The organism is Vitiosangium sp. GDMCC 1.1324, assembly GCF_003044305.1.
Classification (GTDB): domain Bacteria; phylum Myxococcota; class Myxococcia; order Myxococcales; family Myxococcaceae; genus Archangium.
Window position 1 is genome coordinate 268,452 of record NZ_PZOX01000009.1, and the last position, 18,535, is coordinate 286,986.

General features: G+C 67.7%; 17 protein-coding genes. 11 read left to right on the plus strand and 6 right to left on the minus strand.

The features are described 5' to 3' along the window. Positions 1-68 precede the first annotated feature (68 nt). The 3 genes from DAT35_RS26585 to DAT35_RS26595 all read right to left on the minus strand — a co-directional run bounded on the left by DAT35_RS26585 (position 69) and on the right by DAT35_RS26595 (position 3,947). On the minus strand, positions 69-1,505 hold the full coding sequence (locus DAT35_RS26585) for a hypothetical protein (RefSeq protein WP_108070022.1): 1,437 nt from the start codon (positions 1,503-1,505) through the stop codon (positions 69-71). Then, the gene (locus DAT35_RS26590; protein ID WP_108070024.1) at positions 1,502-2,347 is read right to left on the minus strand and encodes a VanW family protein; all 846 of its coding nucleotides are present in this window, start codon (positions 2,345-2,347) and stop codon (positions 1,502-1,504) included. The genes DAT35_RS26585 and DAT35_RS26590 overlap by 4 nt, the downstream gene beginning before the upstream one ends. Positions 2,348-2,408: 61 nt before the next feature. Further along, positions 2,409-3,947, minus strand: a complete 1,539-nt coding sequence (locus DAT35_RS26595; protein ID WP_108070026.1) for an MFS transporter — start codon at positions 3,945-3,947, stop codon at positions 2,409-2,411. A 182-nt stretch (positions 3,948-4,129) separates the two neighbouring features. On the opposite strand from DAT35_RS26595, the gene DAT35_RS26600 reads away from it, so the two are divergent. The 5 genes from DAT35_RS26600 (at position 4,130) to DAT35_RS26620 (ending at position 9,579) form a co-directional block, all read left to right on the plus strand. Then, a complete protein-coding gene (locus tag DAT35_RS26600) occupies positions 4,130-5,134 on the plus strand; it encodes a polyprenyl synthetase family protein (protein ID WP_108070305.1) in 1,005 nt (334 codons plus the stop codon). Further along, on the plus strand, positions 5,131-5,709 hold the full coding sequence (locus tag DAT35_RS26605; RefSeq protein WP_108070028.1) for a GbsR/MarR family transcriptional regulator: 579 nt from the start codon (positions 5,131-5,133) through the stop codon (positions 5,707-5,709). Before DAT35_RS26600 ends, DAT35_RS26605 begins: the two co-directional genes overlap by 4 nt. A 28-nt stretch (positions 5,710-5,737) precedes the next feature. Beyond that, positions 5,738-6,259: a gamma-glutamylcyclotransferase gene (locus DAT35_RS26610; protein ID WP_108070030.1), complete on the plus strand. Its 522-nt coding sequence runs from the start codon at positions 5,738-5,740 to the stop codon at positions 6,257-6,259. Positions 6,260-6,326: 67 nt separating this feature from the next. Then, positions 6,327-9,221: a tetratricopeptide repeat protein gene (locus tag DAT35_RS62130; protein WP_158501887.1), complete on the plus strand. Its 2,895-nt coding sequence runs from the start codon at positions 6,327-6,329 to the stop codon at positions 9,219-9,221. A gap of 10 nt (positions 9,222-9,231) precedes the next feature. Then, the gene (locus DAT35_RS26620; RefSeq protein WP_108070034.1) at positions 9,232-9,579 is read left to right on the plus strand and encodes a hypothetical protein; all 348 of its coding nucleotides are present in this window, start codon (positions 9,232-9,234) and stop codon (positions 9,577-9,579) included. A gap of 22 nt (positions 9,580-9,601) precedes the next feature. On the opposite strand, the gene DAT35_RS26625 is transcribed toward DAT35_RS26620, so the two are convergent. Further along, the gene (locus tag DAT35_RS26625; protein WP_233261715.1) at positions 9,602-11,545 is read right to left on the minus strand and encodes a hypothetical protein; all 1,944 of its coding nucleotides are present in this window, start codon (positions 11,543-11,545) and stop codon (positions 9,602-9,604) included. A 180-nt stretch (positions 11,546-11,725) separates the two neighbouring features. On the opposite strand from DAT35_RS26625, the gene DAT35_RS26630 reads away from it, so the two are divergent. The 6 genes from DAT35_RS26630 (at position 11,726) to DAT35_RS26655 (ending at position 17,175) form a co-directional block, all read left to right on the plus strand. Beyond that, the gene (locus DAT35_RS26630) at positions 11,726-13,459 is read left to right on the plus strand and encodes a serine/threonine-protein kinase (protein ID WP_108070038.1); all 1,734 of its coding nucleotides are present in this window, start codon (positions 11,726-11,728) and stop codon (positions 13,457-13,459) included. A 20-nt stretch (positions 13,460-13,479) separates the two neighbouring features. Next, on the plus strand, positions 13,480-14,403 hold the full coding sequence (locus DAT35_RS26635) for a DUF2381 family protein (RefSeq protein ID WP_158501888.1): 924 nt from the start codon (positions 13,480-13,482) through the stop codon (positions 14,401-14,403). A 232-nt stretch (positions 14,404-14,635) separates the two neighbouring features. After that, on the plus strand, positions 14,636-15,286 hold the full coding sequence (locus DAT35_RS26640; protein WP_108070042.1) for a hypothetical protein: 651 nt from the start codon (positions 14,636-14,638) through the stop codon (positions 15,284-15,286). 2 nt (positions 15,287-15,288) lie between these two features. Then, complete coding sequence (locus DAT35_RS26645; protein ID WP_108070044.1) at positions 15,289-15,765, plus strand: SMI1/KNR4 family protein; 477 nt, start codon at positions 15,289-15,291, stop codon at positions 15,763-15,765. A 274-nt stretch (positions 15,766-16,039) separates the two neighbouring features. Then, positions 16,040-16,693, plus strand: coding sequence for a hypothetical protein (locus DAT35_RS26650; RefSeq protein WP_108070046.1), 654 nt, complete (start codon positions 16,040-16,042; stop codon positions 16,691-16,693). Between the two features lie 2 nt (positions 16,694-16,695). Further along, positions 16,696-17,175, plus strand: a complete 480-nt coding sequence (locus DAT35_RS26655) for an SMI1/KNR4 family protein (protein ID WP_108070048.1) — start codon at positions 16,696-16,698, stop codon at positions 17,173-17,175. 117 nt (positions 17,176-17,292) lie between these two features. Here DAT35_RS26655 and DAT35_RS26660 read toward each other — a convergent pair whose 3' ends face one another. Continuing rightward, positions 17,293-17,784, minus strand: a complete 492-nt coding sequence (locus DAT35_RS26660; protein WP_108070050.1) for an SMI1/KNR4 family protein — start codon at positions 17,782-17,784, stop codon at positions 17,293-17,295. Next, on the minus strand, positions 17,784-18,437 hold the full coding sequence (locus DAT35_RS26665) for a hypothetical protein (RefSeq protein ID WP_108070052.1): 654 nt from the start codon (positions 18,435-18,437) through the stop codon (positions 17,784-17,786). Before DAT35_RS26665 ends, DAT35_RS26660 begins: the two co-directional genes overlap by 1 nt. Positions 18,438-18,535: the final 98 nt, after the last annotated feature.

Consider the following 18,535-nt stretch of genomic DNA (forward strand, 5'->3'; position numbering starts at 1 on the left):
GATGGGGAAGGGGAGCATGGCCGATCGCGCCGCGTCACCGCATCTCGTGGTGTAGCAACGGTTCGTTGCTACTCGCTGGCGAAGAGATCCGTCACCGCCGTGCCTCGCACGACGAATGCGTTCGACTTCACCAGATCCTCGTAGCTGTTGCCCTCCTTGCCCACGCACTCCACCTTGGCGGATTGCGTGCCCTTGGACCACTCGGCCACCAGCTTCTCGAACTCCTGCCGGCCGAGGTCCGCCACCCGCGCCACCTCCAGCTTGCCGCCGGCGATGCGCACGGTGTCCTTCGTCGCCGTGTCGGCGTATGGATCCCAGTTCGTCTCGCTCCGGTGACGCCGGCCGAACAGCTCCACCGTCGCCCACGGGCCGCTCGCGTTCTTCACCACCCATGCTCCATCGAGCACCTCGGACATGCTCGACGCTTCGTCCCCGCTGTTGTCATAGAAGACGAAGGTGTTGTTGGTGCGCAGCTTGAGCTGGCGATCCGACCGGGCCTCCGCATCCGAGGGAGCGCAGCGCCCGAGCCATCGCTGGTTGGCCACCTTCGCCAGCGGCGAGCCCTTCAGCCCCGCCTCCAGCGCGTGCTTGCGCTCGTCGCCGTCCGGTGTGCGCACCCCCAGGGGTCCCTGCGCGTCCACCAGCCGCAGCTCGCTGAGCACCATGTCCGGGTAGCGCTTGCCGGGGTACACCTGCTCCACCGACACCTTCCACACGCGGCCCTTCATGGGCGCCGGCAGCTTCAGCGTCTGCACGCCGCTCGCGTCCTTCACGTCCAGCGACACCGGCGCGCCTCCGTCCGCCGACACCGCCAGCTTCTTCGCCCGGGCGTTCTTCTGGAAGTGGTCGTCCGAGCGCTGGTAGCCATTCCACAGCTCGAGTGCCGTGATCTCCACCGGCGCATCCAGCGTCAGCGTGAAGGACTCACCGGTGCCCGGGCCCTTGGAGCCCTCCGCCCAGCCGAAGTCCAGGCGGCTGTCGAAGAGGAACCCCGGGTGGTACGCGTCCGCGGGCGTCAGCACCGACGAGGCCTCGACGCGCCCGGACACCATGCGCGGCGCCTTCACCGGCTGCGGCTTGCCTCCCTGGAGCAGCACGATCTCGCCCAGGCACGCCTTCGCGCCGCTGGCCAACCGCACACGGACGAAGATCGAGCGCAGCTCCCGCTTGTTGAACTTCAGCGCCTTCTCCTCGGCGCCGATCTTCTGGGAGGACGCGGAGGCCTCCTCGGCACCGTTCAGGTAGAGCGACGCGGTGAGCTCGGGCGTCCCCGTGCAGGTGCGCAGCACCACGCCATCCAGCGACACGGGCTTCTCGAAGCGCAGGAGCACGCCTTCCTCCGCCGGATCTCCCTCGGGGCTCCAGCCGGTGGCCGGATTGCCGTCGAGCAACAGCTCGGCGCCCGTGCCCGAGGTGGGCGTCAGCGTCTGCAGGGTGATGGGATCGGCGGCCAGGGCTGCACTGCCCAGGCCGAGCGCGGTGAGGAACGCGAGGCGGCGGCTCATGATGTACCTCCGACGGCAGCGGTTTCGGGAAGCTCGAGCTGATGCTCGGGGACGACGTAGGCGACACGGGCGTGGTTCTCGCTCAGAGGCTCGTCGCGGAACGTGCCACCCGCATGGGTCCGGCGGATGAGCCGGTTCTCCCGCCAAGCAGTGCCATCGCGGATCACGAAGCGGTGCGCCACTTCGAGCACCTCGCAGCGGAAGCCGGGATCCTCGGGCATCCGCACCGAGCCGTGCACGTGTGTCGAGTCCACGCGCACCTCCAGCATCACCGGCCACGGGTGCGGATTGCGGAACCGCAGATCCTTGAAGGGAAAGAAGACGGTGGCGCCGCAGCCGAACGGAGCGGTGCGCTCGTGATCGGGGAAGAGGTCCAGGTCGTGCCGGTGGCGCTCGAGGACCTCCAGTCCCGCGTGGACCGTGAGCCAATAGAGCAGGTTGGCCACCTGGCACAGTCCGCCCCCGGGGCCGTCCGAGAGGCGGCCATCGTGGAGCTCGGGGCCGGGACGGAAGCCGCGAAGCCGGATGGGAGGCCCCACCACCGCGTGCCAGGAGAACGTCTCTCCCGGAGCGAGGACACAGCCGTGGAGCCGCGAGGCCCCCAGCCGCACGTTGTGCTCCTTGGCCTGCTGGAGCGCGTCCTCGTAGATCGTCGTCTCGCGGCGCAGCGGGCTGGAGCGCTCGCAGTGGGCGTGGGGGAAGAGGGCGGAGTCTCCGCGCCGGGGTGGAGGAGGGGGACGCAGGAGGGCCCGGGTCATCGCGGGCAGACGGCGCAGACCCGCGCGCACGGAGAACGGGAGGAGCCGGCGGGCGAGGGCTCGCAGGGGAACGGTCGGGGTCATGGGTCCGAAGCACCAGCCTAGCCCAGGGGATGGGCGACACGTCCAGCCGGGGACCCCCGTGTCAGGACTCGATGCGGGCGGAGCGGGGCTCGGCGAGTACCGGCGCCGGAGCGGGCACGGACACCTGCGCCGCTCGGGCTCTCAGCTTCAGGCCCACCAGCGACAGCAGCGCCCCGAGCGAGCACACCGGCTTCGCGTCCGGCTCGACAATCCGCAGGGCCAGGAAGGCCGCGGCCACCCGAGCCACCGCGGACAGCGCGAAGAGCACGTGCAGGTTCACCCACAGGTGGCCCCCGAGCGTGAACTCGGTGGGCAGCAGGCTCGCGAGTCCCCCGCCCAGCGCCGAGGCCGCCGCGTAGGCGAGGCCTCCCGCCGTGGAGAAAGCCGCCAGGTAGAAGGGCCGGCCCCGGCGCGGTGCCACCGACAGCGGTAGCGCGAAGATGGCCAGGCCATGGCCTCCCCAGAGCACGCCGGCCATCACCACGTCCAGCAGCAGCGGCCAGAGGAACGTGGCCGTGGGGAACAGCCAGATGGAGGGGATGACGCCGATCCCCAGTGAGCACGCCAGCAACACGGGCTGCGCCCCCACCCGGTCGATGAGCTTGCCCCACACCGGCGCGGCGATCATGCGCATCCCGGCCACCGCCGCCAGGTACAGCGCCATCACCAGGAAGCTCATCTTCAGGTTCTTCAGCATGTGGAACGAGAAGAAGGGCGCGGACACGCCCACCGCCGCGTTCCAGGCCACCTGGTACACCAGCACCCGCCGCGCCCGCTCGTCGCGCAGCGGCAGCAGCGCCACGCGGAAGTCCAGCGCCGCCTTCTCCTTGTCCGGCGCCGGATCATGCTGGCGCGCCATCAGCAGCGTCGTCACCACCCCCGCCACGCAGGCAATCCCCGCCAGCAGTGGCAGGCCCAGGCCCACGCCCTCGGGAGGGCGCAGCTTGTCCATCACCACGCCGGCCACCAGCGACGTCACCGTGCTCCCCAGCGTGCACAGCGCCGTGCGCCGGCCGAAGAAGCGCCCCCGGATGGACTCGGGCACGAGCTCGCCCATCCACGCCACCCAGGCGTTGTTTCCAATGACGCCCAGCACCGCCGACACCGCCGCCACCGCCACCAGCAGCCGCTGCTGTCCCACCAACGTCAACGGCAGCCAGGGCAGCACGCACAGCGGCAGCATCACTTGGCGCGACAAACACACCGCCACCAGCGCCACCCGCCGGTGGCCGAAGGTGGACGTCAGCCATGCCGCCGGGAACTGTACGAACTGGGCGAAGAAGGGCAGGGCCGTCATCACCCCCACCAGGAAGGGCCCCAGCTTCAGCGCCAGGGCCCAGCCGGTGAGCACCGTGGCTCCCGCGCACGCGGTGAACACCTCCGCCACGATTCCCTCGGACACCGAGGCCTTCAACGAGTGGCGCAGCGACTTCCGCTCCACGGTGTCCGGGGCCGGCGCCGGGGTGGTGCCCGCGGGGGGCGCCCCCATCAGCGGGGCGGCCGCGCCCGGCAGCGAGTTTCCAGGCCGGAAGAGGGGGACGGCGGAAGCCAGAGCAGCGAAGCTGCGAAAGACGTGGCGGCGCAGGACGGCGAGTGACACGCGGACCCTTGAGGCTGTAGAGGCCGAGTCTGTCTCACGGCGCACCGCACCCACTCAAACCGACCTCCCGGGCCTGCCTGCCCCCCTACCTGGCCCCTCGGCCTGCCTGCTCCTGTAGGAAGCAGGTGGCAGTTCACGGGGTCTTGAACTATATGAACGGCCGCAGAGGAGACGAGGGGTACATGGAACTCGCGCGTGAACTGGCGGACTTTCTGGGGAGCGTGGAGCAGCGGTTGGGCTCCATGCTGGCGGACGGCGATGCGGGACCGGGCGTGAAGGGCGACACGCTGATGGAGGCTGCGCGCCACCTGTGCATCGGCACCGGGGGCAAGCGCGCCCGGCCCATGCTGGTACGCCTGTTCGGCGGCGCGGTGGGCGTGGCGCCCGAGAAGCTCGTGGACGTGGCGGTGGCCTCGGAGATGATCCACTCCTCCAGCCTCCTGCACGATGACGTGGTGGACGCCGGCATGTACCGCCGCGCCCGGCCCACGGTGAACGCCCGCTGGGGCAACATCGTCGCGGTGATGAGCGGGGACCTCATCCTCTCCACCGCGCTCCACCGCCTGTCCCTTCTGGACGCACGCCTCACCCAGAGCGCACTGTCCGTGGTGGTGGAGATGTCCCGCGCTGCCATCACCGAGGTGGAGGCCCGTGGCAACCTGGAATTGCCCCTGGAGCGCCTGCGCTTCGTCGCCGAGGGTAAGACGGGCTCGCTCTTCGGCTGGTGCGGCCACGCCGCCGCCACGCTCGCCGGCCAGCCCGAGGCCGCCCAGCGCTTCGATCTCTTCGGCCGCCGCTTCGGCGTGGCCTTCCAGATCGCCGACGACATCCGCGACGTGCTCGGGACGGACCCGGGCAAGCCGCGCTACGCGGACGTGCTCTCGGGCACGCCCTCGCTGCCCATCCTGCTGGCGGTGGCGCGCGACGGCAGCCTGAAGAGCAAGCTGAAGGACGCATGGGCCTTCACCACCGTGAATCCCGAGCGCACCCGCGCTATCGGTGATGCCATCGAGGCCACCGGTGCGGTGGAACTGGCCATGGAGCGGATGAACAAGGAGCTGGAGGCGGCCCTGGACGCGCTCGGGCCGTACGCCCAGCAGGGCACGGGGGCGGAGCTGGTCGACTGGGCGCGCAGGCTGTCGGTAGGCATCGCCGCCCAGGCGCAGGAGCGGAGCCGCGCTGCATGAAGGGCTACCTGTGGACGGGCGGTCTCGAAGCGGGCCGGGGGGAGGGCTCGGACAACGGTCGACTCGCTCCCTGGGAAGCCATTGCCGTCGATGCTGTAGGCAACGTGATTGAGTTCTGGGGCTTCAAGCGCAACCAGGGCCGCGTCTGGGCCCTGCTGTACCTGCGCGGCGAGCCCCTCACCGCCGGGGAGATCGAGCGCGAGCTGGAGCTCTCCAAGGGCGGGGTGTCCATGCTGCTCAGGGACCTGGAGCGCTGGGGCGTGGTGCGGCGCGTGCGCTCGCCCCAGGACAGCGCCTGGCGCTACGCGGCGGAGACGGACCTCATCCGCATGGTGTCGCACGTGATTGAAGAGCGGGAGGCGGGGTTCATCGAGCGCATCCGCGCCGACCTGGCCGAGGCTCGCCGGCTGGCCCAGGAGGCGGGGAACGTCCCCAGCGAACACCTGTCGCGGCTGGAGAAGATGGCCACGCTTGCCGAGCACGTGGAGCGCGCGTTACGGCTGTTCATCAAGACGGCGCGGCTGGACGTGGGCGCCATCCTCGGCGCGCTGCGCGAGGACTCGAACCGGCAGTGAGGCGGCCTGGGGGCCGAGGGGGCAGAGCATGGATTCGCATTACGATCAGGTCATGAAGGCGCGGAGCACGGCCGATACCGCCGCCTCGAAGCTGTACTTCGCCTATTCGACAATCCTGGACCGGGCGGCTTTCGAGGAGTGGCGCTCGCAGCACAGCTACGACTTCTTCGAGCTGCCCGAAGGCAAGCTGGCCGAGGCGCTGGACGTGGACCTGGTGTACGACTTTCCCTCGAGGTGGTGGGGAGGGAGGGTGGCGGGGCTGACGGACGCGCCGGGCAGGAGCGTGTACGGGAGGCTCTTCGAGGTTGGCGGGAAGGACTGGCCCATCATCCAGCACAAGGAAGGCGCGGTGACGGGCATGTGCGTGGAGCGGCTGGTGCGCGTGCGCGTGGAGGGCCAGGAGTTGCAGGCCACGGCGTTCGTGACGTCGCCCCGGCGCGCGTCCAGCGAGGGTCCCATCAGCCAGCGGTTCATCGAGGCGCTGGTGCGCGGCGCACAGAGCGCGGCCCTGCCCGCGGAGTACATCGAGCGGCTGCGCCGCGGGGAGTAGGGCAGGGAGGGAGATGCCCGGCCCCTTCAACCAGGGTGGTGCGGAGGGCTGCTATCCTCGGCGTCCGATGACTCGGACTGCCTGCCTCGAGGAGAACACGCTGGCCGCGCTCGGAGAGGGCAGACTGACGCCCTCGGAGCGCGAGGCCGCCGTGCGCCACATCGACGACTGTGAGGACTGCCGCCGGCTTCTGGCCGTGCTCGGCCACGCGGAGGAGTCCTTGCACGCGGCCCCTGGGCGGAAGCAGGCCGGGGAGCCGGACGAGTCCAAGGAAGTGGTGAAGCCGCTCGCTCCTGGGAACAAGCTCGGCCGGTACATGATCCTGCATCCGGTGGGGACGGGCGGGATGGGCGTGGTGTACGCCGCCTATGATTCACACCTGGACCGGCGCGTGGCCCTCAAGCTGCTGCGTCCGGATCGCCTGCCGGGGAGTGGCTCCTCCGCGGACGAGACGCGCCTGCTGCGCGAGGCCCAGGCGCTGGCACAGCTCTCCCATCCGCACGTCGTCTCCGTCTTCGATGCCGGCAAGGTCGAGGGCCAGGTGTTCGTGGCCATGGAGTTCGTGGAGGGCGGCACCCTGGGGACGTGGCTCCGGGAGCAGAAGCGCACGCCCGAGGAGATCCTCGAGTCCTTCGTGGGGGCGGGCAGGGGACTCGCCGCCGCGCATGCCGCGGGCTTCGTCCACCGAGACTTCAAGCCGGACAACGTGCTGGTGGGTAGGGACGGGCGCGTCCGGGTGACGGACTTCGGCCTCGTTCGCAATGCGGGGGCGGTGCCGCCTGCCGCTTCGGGGCATGAGCTCACCCACCCGGCGGGCTCACTGACCCGCACGGGCGCCTTGCTGGGAACGCCCGCGTACATGGCTCCCGAGCAGTGGCGCGGCGAGCCCGCGGACGCGCGCAGTGATCAGTTCAGCTTCTGCGTGGCCCTGTATGAGGCCCTCTACGGGGAGCGCCCCTATACCGTGGCGGAGGTGTCCGCGAAGGATGGGCCCCCACGACCCCCCGCACCTCCCGCGGGCGTGACGCGCGTTCCCGAGTGGGTTCGCCGTCCGCTCCTGCGAGGCCTGGCTCCTGAGCCGGGCTCGCGCTTTCCCTCCATGGGCTCGCTGCTGGAGGAACTGGAGCGCGGCAAGGGCGTGTCGGGGCGAAGGCGTGTCGGGATGGGCCTCGCGGCGGGGGTGCTGGGGCTCGCCGTGGTGGGCGGGGTGATGCTCCGCGACGATCCGGGCAAGGCCTGTCGTGGCGCGGAGCAGCGGCTGGTGGGCGCGTGGGATCCGGCGCGTCGGGAGCGGGTGGGCGCGGCCTTCCTGGCCACGGGCACGCCGTACGCGCAGGACGCGTGGAAGGCGACGCAGACGCTGCTGGACCGGTACGCGGACGGCTGGGTCGCCATGCACACGGATGCCTGCGAGGCCACACACGTGCGAGGCGAACAATCCGGAGAGCTGTTGGATCTGCGCATGCAGTGCCTCGCCCAGCGCCGGGAGGGCCTCAAGGCGTTGGTGGATGTGCTGGCCACGGCGGACGCGAAGCTGGTGGAGACCGCGACGCGGGCCGTCAGCGCGCTCCCCCCACTGGACGAGTGCGCATCCGCCGCGGCCCTCACCGCGCCCGTGCGGCCTCCCGCGGATCCCACCACGCGCGCGAAGGTGGATGCGGTGCGCGTGAAGCTGGCCGAGGTGGAGGCGCAGCGGGCCGCGGGCCGTCCCACGGAGGGCCGGAAGCTGGTGCAGCAGGCCATGGACGAGGCCAGGGCCCTGGCCTATCGCCCCCTGGAGGCCGAGGCCTTGCTGGCCCTGGGGCGTCTCGATCAGGGCGAGGACGCGCGGAAGGCGGAAGACGAGCTGCAGACCGCGGTGTGGACCGCCGTGGCGGGCGGGCATGATCAAGTAGCGGCGGAGGCGGCCATCTCGCTGGTGCAGTTCATTGGCCGGGGGCTTCGCCACCACGAGCAAGGACACCAGTGGAGCCAGTTCGCGCAGGCCGTGCTCCAGCGCCTGGGCGGAGTGCCTTCGCTGGAGGCCTCCCGGCTCACCCACCTCGGGCAGTTGCTGTCAGACGAGGGGAGGTCCACCGAGGCCATGGAGTACCTCCAACAGGCGCTGGCCCTTCGCGAGAAGTTGCTGGGCCCCGAGCACCCGGATGTGGCCGAGGCGCTGAGCGATCTGGCCACGGTGGAGCTGGCCCAGGAGCGGCTGGCGGACGCGCTCCAGCATGCGCGCCGTGCGGTGGAGATCAACGAGAAGCTACTCGGGCCCCACCACCCGCAGGTGGGGCAGGCGCTCTTCACTCTCACCTACGTAATGGTGACCGCCGGCAAGGCCGCGGAGGCGCTCCCCTACATTCAACGCAACCTGTCCATTGCGGAGGCCGCCTACGGCCCGGAGCACACCGTGACGGCGGATGCGCTCACCGCGGTAGCCAACACCCTGACGGTGCTGGAGCGGAACACGGAGGCCGTGCAGCTCTACGAGCGGGCCTTGGCCATTCACGAGCGCATCTCCGGCCCGGAGAGCGAGGCGGCCGCTGCTGTGCACACCAACATCGGGCTGGCGTATTCCCACCTGGGCGACTACGCGAAGGATGTCCTTCACGGCAAGCGCGCCCTGGCCATTCACGAAAAGACCCTCGCGCCCGATCACCCGGACCTGGCCAACGACGCCTACGGCATTGGCAAGGCGTACTACGAAATGAAGGACTACCCGCAGGCGCTGCCCTACTTCGAGCGGGCGCTCGCCATCGCCGAGAAGCATGCCCTGACCGATGATGTGGTCGTCGGCCGCTACCTGCGCACCCGCATTACCCGCTTCCTGGCGGAGGTGCTCTGGGTGACGGGCCGGGACAAGCCTCGGGCCCGCAAGCTCATCGTCCAGACGGTGGAGCTCCTGCGCGGCGGCGGAGATGCCATGCGGAGTGACGCGGAGGAGATGGAGGCGTGGTTGGCCACGCATCCGTTGTAGAGAGAACCGTATGAGCTTGACTGCAGAGGCCCGTCAGCTCCTGAGGAAGGGACAGGTCATCTCCGCCGAGATCCCCGCCTCGTCCGCGGAGCTCATGGCCTGGGTGGGCGTTCACCCCTTCGTCGACAAACGGAGCACGAGGACGTGCGCCGATCCCGGGCGCGGGAGGAACCGTTTCATCATTCGCGGATGCGAGGCCCCCCGAGCGCTGGTGGAAGCAAACCAGGACCTGACGGGCTCTCTGCTGAACGAGCGCATGGCGGTCGTGCTCTCGGAAGAGGAGATCGAAACCGTGCTCTCCTCGTGGGGGGTCGACTCGTCCACGCTGGAGCGGGACCGCGCTCCCTACCCGTACTGAAGGGCAGGGAGCGCATTGCCCGTCAGGGGAGCGGAGCGGGGCTGGCGTAGTACTCCTGGATGCGGGTGATCCAATAGTAGTTCTCCGTCGGCTGCTCCTCGGGAACGCTCCCTGGCTGGGGAATCCCGCGGGTGCTCACCCCGACGCCCGCGCCCATGAGGATGGCGACGACACCAGCGTTGGCGGCCTCCGGCAGGTGCGAGCCCCACGTGACCGTGCTGCCGCTCACCGAGACCTTGGGGTCGTTCCACACGTTCTTCGAGAAGTAGGCCAGCCGGTTTCCCGAGAGCGTCAATCCATCACCGAACAGGAACGGAGACGCGGACTCCTCGTAGCGCTGCACGGTGTTGGGCAGATCCGGGAAGGTACCGGAGGCGTTGTACGCCGTGGGGCTGCGGCGCGTGGTGCCGTTGATGTGTCCGGCGGGCACCTGCCAGAGCACCACCGGCAGCGAGAGCGTCTCCTTCAACGTCCGGACGAACAGCAGGTAGTTGTTCCAGAGGTCCGCGTTCCAGAACCACAGCGAGCTCGCGGGATCGTTCGGGTTCGCGCCCGCCGCGCCCGCGCCGTCCAGTCCGTACTTGTCGATGGAGATGAACTCGGCGCCGCCATACTGGACCCCGGCCTTCTTGGCGAAGCCCGCGTTGGCGCGAGCGTTGTCCTGGATGCGGGTCTTGCCCGCCTCGAAGCCATACACCTCGGTCGAGTGAACGATGCCGGTGCCGGGCGCTCCCGGAGCCGCCCAGAGGTTGAGCTGCCAGCCGAGGAAGGCCTTCGGGGTGTACTTGCGCAGGGTGTAGTTGATGCTCTGCACGAGGCCGGTCAGCGTGTCCGGGAACGACGGATCCACGCCCCGTTGGAGCACGCCCGAGTCGTACACGGCATGCGTGGCGGCGGGCATCCTCGAGGGATCATCGCCGTACTGCGATGCGTATTGCTGCTGGATGTAGCCCAGGGTGTCCGGCTCGACGACGTAGCCGATCCGGCCCGTTCCGATGATGGACGTCGCGGTCTGGCCCACGTCGCGCAGCCCCTGGAAGTACTGCGTGAGGAAGCTGGCGCTCTGCAGGTTGTTCCAGACGGCCGACGCGCTGTCCGTGTTGCCTCCAATCCCATACACCACGAAGACGGGCGTCATCCCCTGTTCCTTGCTCTTCGTGGCCAGCCGCACGGCACGATCGTGCCACTCGCTGATCTGCGAACCCCCATTGAGGTACAGGTAGCCGTAGTCGAGCCGCTTGCCCGCGGGGAAGAGCGGGTTGACCTTGGTGAAGAACTTGTCGGTGCCGGTGAAGGGCTCGTAGACGGTGCCGAACGCGAGGTAGCTCGGGTGCCACGAGCCACCGGTGCCTGTGTCGGGCGCGGTGGTCACCGAGAGCGTGCTACTCGCCACCGAGAGGTTGCCCGCGGCATCGCGCGCCTTGAGGGTGTAGCCGTACTGGGTCGAGGGCGTGAGAACGCTGTCCGTGTAGCTGGTCGCCGCCGTCGTGCCGATCTGCGTGCCATTGCGGAACACGAGGTAGCCGGTGACGCCGACGTTGTCCGTCGCCGCGTTCCACGCCAGGGACACCTGGGTGCTGGTGACGCTGGTGGAGAGCAGGCCCGTCACCTGAGAGGGCGGGGTGATGTCTCCCCCGGTCCCGCCATCCGTGCCTGCGTCGGAGCCGCCGCCGTCGGTGCAGGGGCCGATGAGCTTGTACCAGCCGCTGGCGGTGCCGAGGACGGGGTCCGCCGTCCAGATGGCCACCAGGGCCTCGTACAGGTTGCCCTTGTAGACGACCCGAGCGCCCGGATTGTAGATGGTGCTGGCGTTCCAATCGGGCACGCCCGCGCAGCTCACCAGCTCCGAGTAGACCGTGCCGGGGTTGCCCGCGACACCCAGTTCGCTGGTCTCCTCGGGGGCCGTACCTGGCTGGCAGGCCGTGGAAGTCATGACGAGGAGGGACAGGAGTCCCGTCCAACTCACTGTCCTTCGATGCGGGGCAAGCATTCCAGTCTCCGTTGATGAGCGGCGACCCTCATAGAGAGACGGGCCGCTTTTTTCGGGTCAACTGGAACAGGGACGTGCCCCACCCACCCAACCCAACACGTCCGGGGCTCTCATCCATCTCTCTGGTAGGAGAGGAAGTTTCAGGGGACAGGCTGAATGCTCGACGAACGCGGCGGACAGGTGCTGGGTGCGATGCCCTGGGCGGGGCTCCCCCCCGGCACGGAGGTCGCGGGTTTCACCATCGAGGGGCTGCTCGCCTCTGGCAGCTTCGGTGCCGTCTACCGGGCGAAGCGAGGCGATCGGCTCTTCGCCCTCAAGCTGGTGCGCATCAATCCGAGGAGCAACCGGGAGGTGGACGCGCTGCGCCTGATGCGGCACCCGAACGTGGTGTGCTTCCACGGGTTCGGCTTCTGGCCAGACCAGGGGCGGGACTATCTGGTGCTGGCCCTGGAGCTCGTCGAGGGCCGCCCGCTGGACGTGTGGGCGGAGGAGGAAAACCCGTCCGCGCTCGAGCTGGTGCTCCAGGTGTTGCTACCGCTCGCGCTCACGCTGGCGGACGTCCATGCGGCAGGCGTGGTGCACCGGGATCTCAAGGAGGCCAACATCGTCATGCGAGAGGCCGACCGGCAGCCGGTGCTGGTGGACTTTGGCGCGGCCGGCATCGAGGGCGCACAGCGGCTGACGATGCGGATGCCGCCGGGGACGGCCGAGTACCGGAGCCCCGAGCTATGGCGCTTCGCCCGGGAGTGGGAGGGGGAACCCTACCCATTCAAACCAGGGGACGACCTGTGGGCGATGGGAGTCATCACCTATTTCCTGCTGACACGCACGCTGCCCTTCGGGGACCGGAACAGCCCGGGAATGCTGCGCGCCATCCTCGAAGAGACGCCACGGGCCCCGAACGAGCTCAACCCGCGCGTGCCACCCGCCTTGAGCGAGCTGTGCATGCGGATGCTGGAGAAGGAGCCCGAGGCCCGGTACGCGGATGCAATGGCGCTCGCGGAGGCCCTGTCAGCGGAATGGGCCCAGGCTGACAGCACCTGGCGCGTGCCCCTGTTCCCAGGAGCCCGACGCGACAAGAGCCCGCCCCCCGTGTCAACGCCACCCGAGCTCCCTTCACCCAGGCGTTGGTGGGTTGCCGGGCTCGCCCTCGCTGCCGTGATGATGGTGCTGTGCCTGCTCGCCACGTGGCGGTGGTGGCCCATGACGGTGCAGCCTTCTATTCAACTCACGGAGTCGCCTCCCCCATCCCCGCCGCGACAGGCCATTCTTCGCCAAGAAGTGGCGCCCGCGAAGCTGACGGGAGAAGTTGGTCACGGCGCGGCACCTGACAAGTCATCCACCCCCGCGCCCGTCGCCACCGCGACGAACAGCGAGGACTCCAAGATGACGAGATCCAAGAAGACCCGAGCCCTGGTTGCCGCTGGCTGCGTTGCCGGCTCCGCCTGTGCGGGCGGCCCGCAGCTGCGCCAGCCCCCCAAGCCGGAGGAGTGCCCGGCCGGAGCCGCCGCCACCCACGAGCGTTTCGGCCTGTTGCGCGATTCCAAGACGCGTGAGGTCACCTTCATCCCTTCTGACCAGCTCGATGGAGAAGACGTGCCCGTGCGGGAGGGAGAGGCGACGGTGTTTCTCGAGGCCTTCTGGGGGAAAGTAGGGCCCCATGAAGGGTTTCGGAACGGCACCGCTTTGTCTGGACGCTTCTACTTCGGGACCGGGCGCGTCTACGGCCGCTTTACCAAGGCCACGCTGCCCAGTGGGGAGGTCGTGCCGGTCTGCTTTGAACTGCTCAATTATAGCGGGCTTGGCGTTGAGATGCGGCCTGGCAGCACGCGCAACAAGGTGCTCGTCTTCCCCGGCGCCTGGGTCCAAGTCTCGACTCGTTTCCAATAGGCCGGCTCTGGAGGCGACAAGTGTTCCCTGGCTCTCCCCCCGCCATCCTGCTCCTGACGCTTCTCCAAGGCTTCGCTGCCGGCGAATCGCCGCCCACTGTCGCCGCATGTGCGGATAAGCAGCGCATCGAGTTGTCGCTCGGGTCCACGGCGACGTACGAGGTGTGCGTCGGTGCCGGGCTCATGACGGTACTGCGCTTCGACGCACCCATCACCCTCGTGGAATTGCAGGACGAAGTGCGTTTCGAGGAAGTGGTACGAGGCCGTCATCTCCTGACTCTGTTGTCTCCTCCAGACATGGTGCCGGGGGAGCGGATACGCCTTACGGTGCGCTTCGCGAGCGGTGTGACGCAACAGAGCGCCACCTTCGTCCTGGTGGCGTATCGTGGCCAGGCGACAAACCAGGTGGAGGTGTTCCGGGACAAGCGCACCCGAGAGTCTTTCCTGCAAGAAATAGATCAGGAGCGCGCGAAGCGCTTGGCGCTTCACGAAGAGAATCAGCAACTTCGCGGAGAAGTCGAGCAGCTTCGAAGGCAGCTCGACCAGTCCGTTGGGCTCATGGGTCTCTACATCGGCGGTGCATTGGACCTGAAAGGGATCGGCTCCAAGCCACTCACATGGAAGAAGATCAGGCCCGTGGGAGGCATCCTCCCCATGTCGATAGGCACCAGTTATCGCTACAAAGATAGCGTGGCGGTGAAGGTTCAGCTGACGAACTTCAGTGCCGAACCCTGGACCGCGGTGGGGGCATCCCTGACGGCCGCGAAAGGCGAGAAGATGGAGGGGGTAAGGTTCTATCAGGACAAACCCATACCACCCAACGAGATGGGTCCCGTGTTCGTTGAGGTCCGCGTGAAACCTGGAGAACCGCGAGGCGAGGTCACGTTGAACCTATGGGAAGACGGTCCTCGCACCATCATCATCCCCAGCGTGACGTTCCCCTGAGGCTGAGCCAAACCCGTGCGTTCACGCACCAGGTTCAGCTCCAGGTCATTGCTCTTGCGCCAACCAGGAGGCCGATTTCAGCCCCTCCTTCTTATGCCGAAGCACGGGCGCTCTTGATGATCCCCATGAATGACGCCGCCGAGAGCGGCGAGCACCGGGAGTTGTCAGCCCCATCGGGTATCCCTTGGCCCGGCTAACCATCAGGGGGTGGTCATCACCACGGGGAACTCCCATGAAGCCAAGCTGGACGGTGGTACTGCTGGTGCTGCTCGCTGGGTGCGGCTCAACCAACCTCGGAACCAAACCCACTCCATCACCCGGGGCCAAGCCCGCCGTGAAGAAGGAACTGCCGTGGTTGACGGTGCCGGGCGGGCGGATGAAGACCACCCTTTTCTATGGCCCTTGGAAGTGCCGCCAGCAGTTCATGAACGAGTGCCAGATGAAGTGCGCCGGTGAGGGCCACGTGCTCAAGGGCTGCATGTGGCTGGCCGATTTCAGTTTCGAGTGGGAGGGACGCCTCTTCCTCGTACCCGTAGACGTTGAGGCCGGGAGCCGCTACGGCATCTATCACTGCTGCTGCAACTACACCGAGCTGTCGAAGGTGGACACACGTGCCGCTCGCAAGAAGTGGGAGGGGAAGAGGGAGTCCTTCCGGCGGGGTTGGAGCGAGAAGTTCGGAACGTGGCCGGAGAAAGGTGACGTGTCCTGGCCAGGGCACCACGTCCGGGATCTCAAGCATGGGGGAGATCCGGTGGACCCCAACAACGTCATCCCCGCCGAGCCTGATGTTCATGAGGTATTCAACGAGCAGTACCCCGCTTGCTACGACGGCAAATCCCCCTGGAATACAGTGGGCCCCGACCTGCCTTACACGGACAACTGACGATGGCCACGCCCCTGAACAGCTTGCTCGGAGAGGTCTCCCGTGCGCACTTCCCCCATCCCCCCGCCACACCCGAGGAGATCGATGAGTTCGAGCAGCGGGCGGGCTGGCGGCTGGACCCTGACCTCCGGGCCTTCTACCTGCACTGCAACGGGGCGGAGCTGATTAAACGGTTGCCGGATAGCCCCTACCGCATCCTTCCCCTGTCGAAGATCGTCCGGGCGCGGGTCGCCATCTTCGGGAAGAAGAACGATGACGACGCGCACGGCCCTGCCTCGATGTGGGCCATCTGCGACGTGCAAGATGGCAACTACCTGCTGGTGGATGTGGCCCAACAGGAGAATGGCCGCTACCCCGTCATCGACGGCTGGCACGAGGCGTGGCCGGACCCGAAGTATTGCGATCAGATCGCCACCTCCTTCTCGGACTTCTTGGAGCGGGCCCTGCGTGATGGCCAAGCCTACTGGCTGAACGAATAAGCCCGGCTGACGTCCAAGGCCCTGAAATTACTGATGAATCTTGATCCCCGACGAGGACTCGAACCTCGGACCTAGTGATTAACAGTTGTGAAAGGGCCGGGGGCATCGCCATTCCTCCCCTGGAGAGGGGGTTGGAACGGTCGAAAACGGGAGAGGTGGTTGCCCGTAATTTGCCCACGGCCCGACCACGCGCTCGCCTTAGTCCGAAGTAGACACAGGTATTGCCTCGGCCCGGCTGCCCATCAGGGCGTAGCCATCACCACGAGGAATTCCCATGAAGCTGGCCGGAACGGCGGTGCTGTTGATGCTCCTCACCGGATGCGCGACAACCGAGGGCACGGGAGGCTCTGGCCCTTCGCCCTCACCGGGGGCCAAGCCCGCCATGAAGAAGGAACTGCCCTGGCTGAACGTGCCGGGTGGGCGGATGAAGACGATCCTCTTCTATGGCCCCTGGCAGTGCCGCCGGGAGTTCATGAACCAGTGCCAGACGGAGTGCGGCGCGGGCTACATGCTCAAGGGCTGCATGTGGCTGGCCGATCTCAAGTTCGACTGGGAGGGAAGCCTCGTTGTCTTGCCCGTTCCCGTGAAGGCCGGGAGCCGCTACGGCATCTATCACTGCTGCTGCAACTACCCCGAGCTGTCACCCGAGGACAATGCAGCTCAACGCAAGGCGTGGAACAGGTTTCGGACATCCTTCCGGAAGGACTGGAGCGAGAAGTTTGGTCAGTGGCCCGATGAGGGCGGGGTGTCCTGGCCGGGGCACCACATTCGAGACCTCTGGCACGGCGGGGACCCAGTGGACCCCAACAACGTCTTCCCCGCACAACCGGGCGTTCACGATGTGTACACCGAGCAGTACCCCGCTTGTTACGACGGCAAGTCCCCCTGGAATACAGTGGGCCCCAACCTGCCCTACACGGACAACTGACGATGGCCACGCCCATGAGCCGCTTGCTCGAAGAGGTCTCCCGTGACCACTTCCCGTATCCCCCCGCCACGCCCGAGGAGATCGAGGAGTTCGAGCGGCGGGTGGGCTGGAATCTGGACCCGGACCTGCGCGCCTTCTACCTGCACTGCAACGGGGCGGAGTTGATTGAGCGGTTGCCGGACACTCCCTACCGCATCCTCCCGCTGTCACAGGTCGTCCGAGCGCGGGTGGCCATCTTCGGGAAGAAGAACGACGATGACGCGCATGGGCCCGCATCGATGTGGGCCATCTGCGACGTGCAGGACGGCAACTACGTACTGGTGGACGTGGCCCGCCAGGAGAACGACCGCTACCCCCTGACGGATGGCTACCACGAGGCATGGCCCAACCCGAAATACTGTGGGCCAGTTGCCAACTCCTTCTCGGAGTTCCTGGAGCAAGTGCTGCGCACCCGGCGCGGCCTTTATTGGTTGGGGGAATGAGACCGTGGCCATGCCCATGATCCGCGTGCTCGAAGAGATTTCCCGCGGCTTTTTTCGGGTCAACTGGAACGACCTCTCCTCCGACGAACCGCTGGCCTACGGACGGCGTCAGCCGGGTTACTCCTGGCTCTGCGACTGCTGCAAGTAGAACAGGCGCCCCTTGCTGCGCAGCGCCTTCTCCAAGAACTCCGAGAAGGAACCGGCGACCTGCTCACAATAGTACGGGTCCGGCCATGCCTCGTGGTAGCCGTCGACGAAGGGGTAGCGGCCGTTCTCCTGGCGGGCCACGTCTACCAGTACGTAGTCTCCGTCCTGCACGTCGCAGATGGCATACATCGAGGCCGGGCCCCACCTGTCATCATCTTCCCCGTAGATGGCCACCCGAGCGCGGATGATCTCAGCCAGGGAAAGGAGGCGATAGGGAGTATTCGGCAGCCGTTTGAACAGCTCGGCGCCGTTGCAGTGCAGGTAGAAGGCCCGCAGATCGGAGTCCAGCTTCCAGCCCACCCGCCGCTCGAACTCTTCGATCTCCCGTGGCGTTGCGGGGGGATGCGGGAAGTGGTCGCGGGAGACCTCTTCGAGCAGGCTGCTGATCGGGGTGGGCGCCATCAGTTATCCGTGTAGGGCAGATCGGGGCCTACAGTATTCCAAGGCGACTGGCCGCTGTAGCAAGCGGGGTATTCCCTGGTGTAATCGTCGTGAACGCCCGGCTGCACGGGGAAGACGTTGTTGAGATCCACCGGGTTGCCGCCGTGCCAGAGGTCCCGGATGTGGTGTCCCGGCCAGTTGACGCCTGTGCTTGCCGTGGGCCAGTCACCGAACCGCTCACTCCAACTCTGCCGGAAGGACTCCATCGCGGCCTTCCATTGGTCGCGCCTGGCCTTGTTCTGTTCCTTCGTCAACGTGGGGTAGTTGCAGCAGCAGTGGTAGATGCCGTAGCGGCTTCCGGCCTCGGCATCCACGGGCAAGAGGAAGAGGCTTCCCTCCCAATCGAATTTGAAATCGGCCAGCCACATGCATCCCTTGAGGAGGTAACCCTCCCGGGCGCACTGCATCTGGCACGAGTTCATGAACTCCTGGCGGCATTGCCAGGGGCCGTAGAAGAGGGTCGTCTTCATTCGTCCGCCCGGCACTGTCAGCCAGGGTAGCTCCTTCTTCACGGCGGGCTTGGCCCCGGGAGATGGAGTGGGTTTGGTTCCGAGGTTGGCTGAGCCACACCCAGCGAGGAGCACCATCAACACGGCCGTGCAGCGCAGATTCATGGGATTCCTCCCTCGTCACGCCGAGCGGCCAGCCGTGCAGCAACCGCCGGGGCCGGCCGGATGCACCCCGCGACCCATCTCTGGCGCGGGGTGCATGG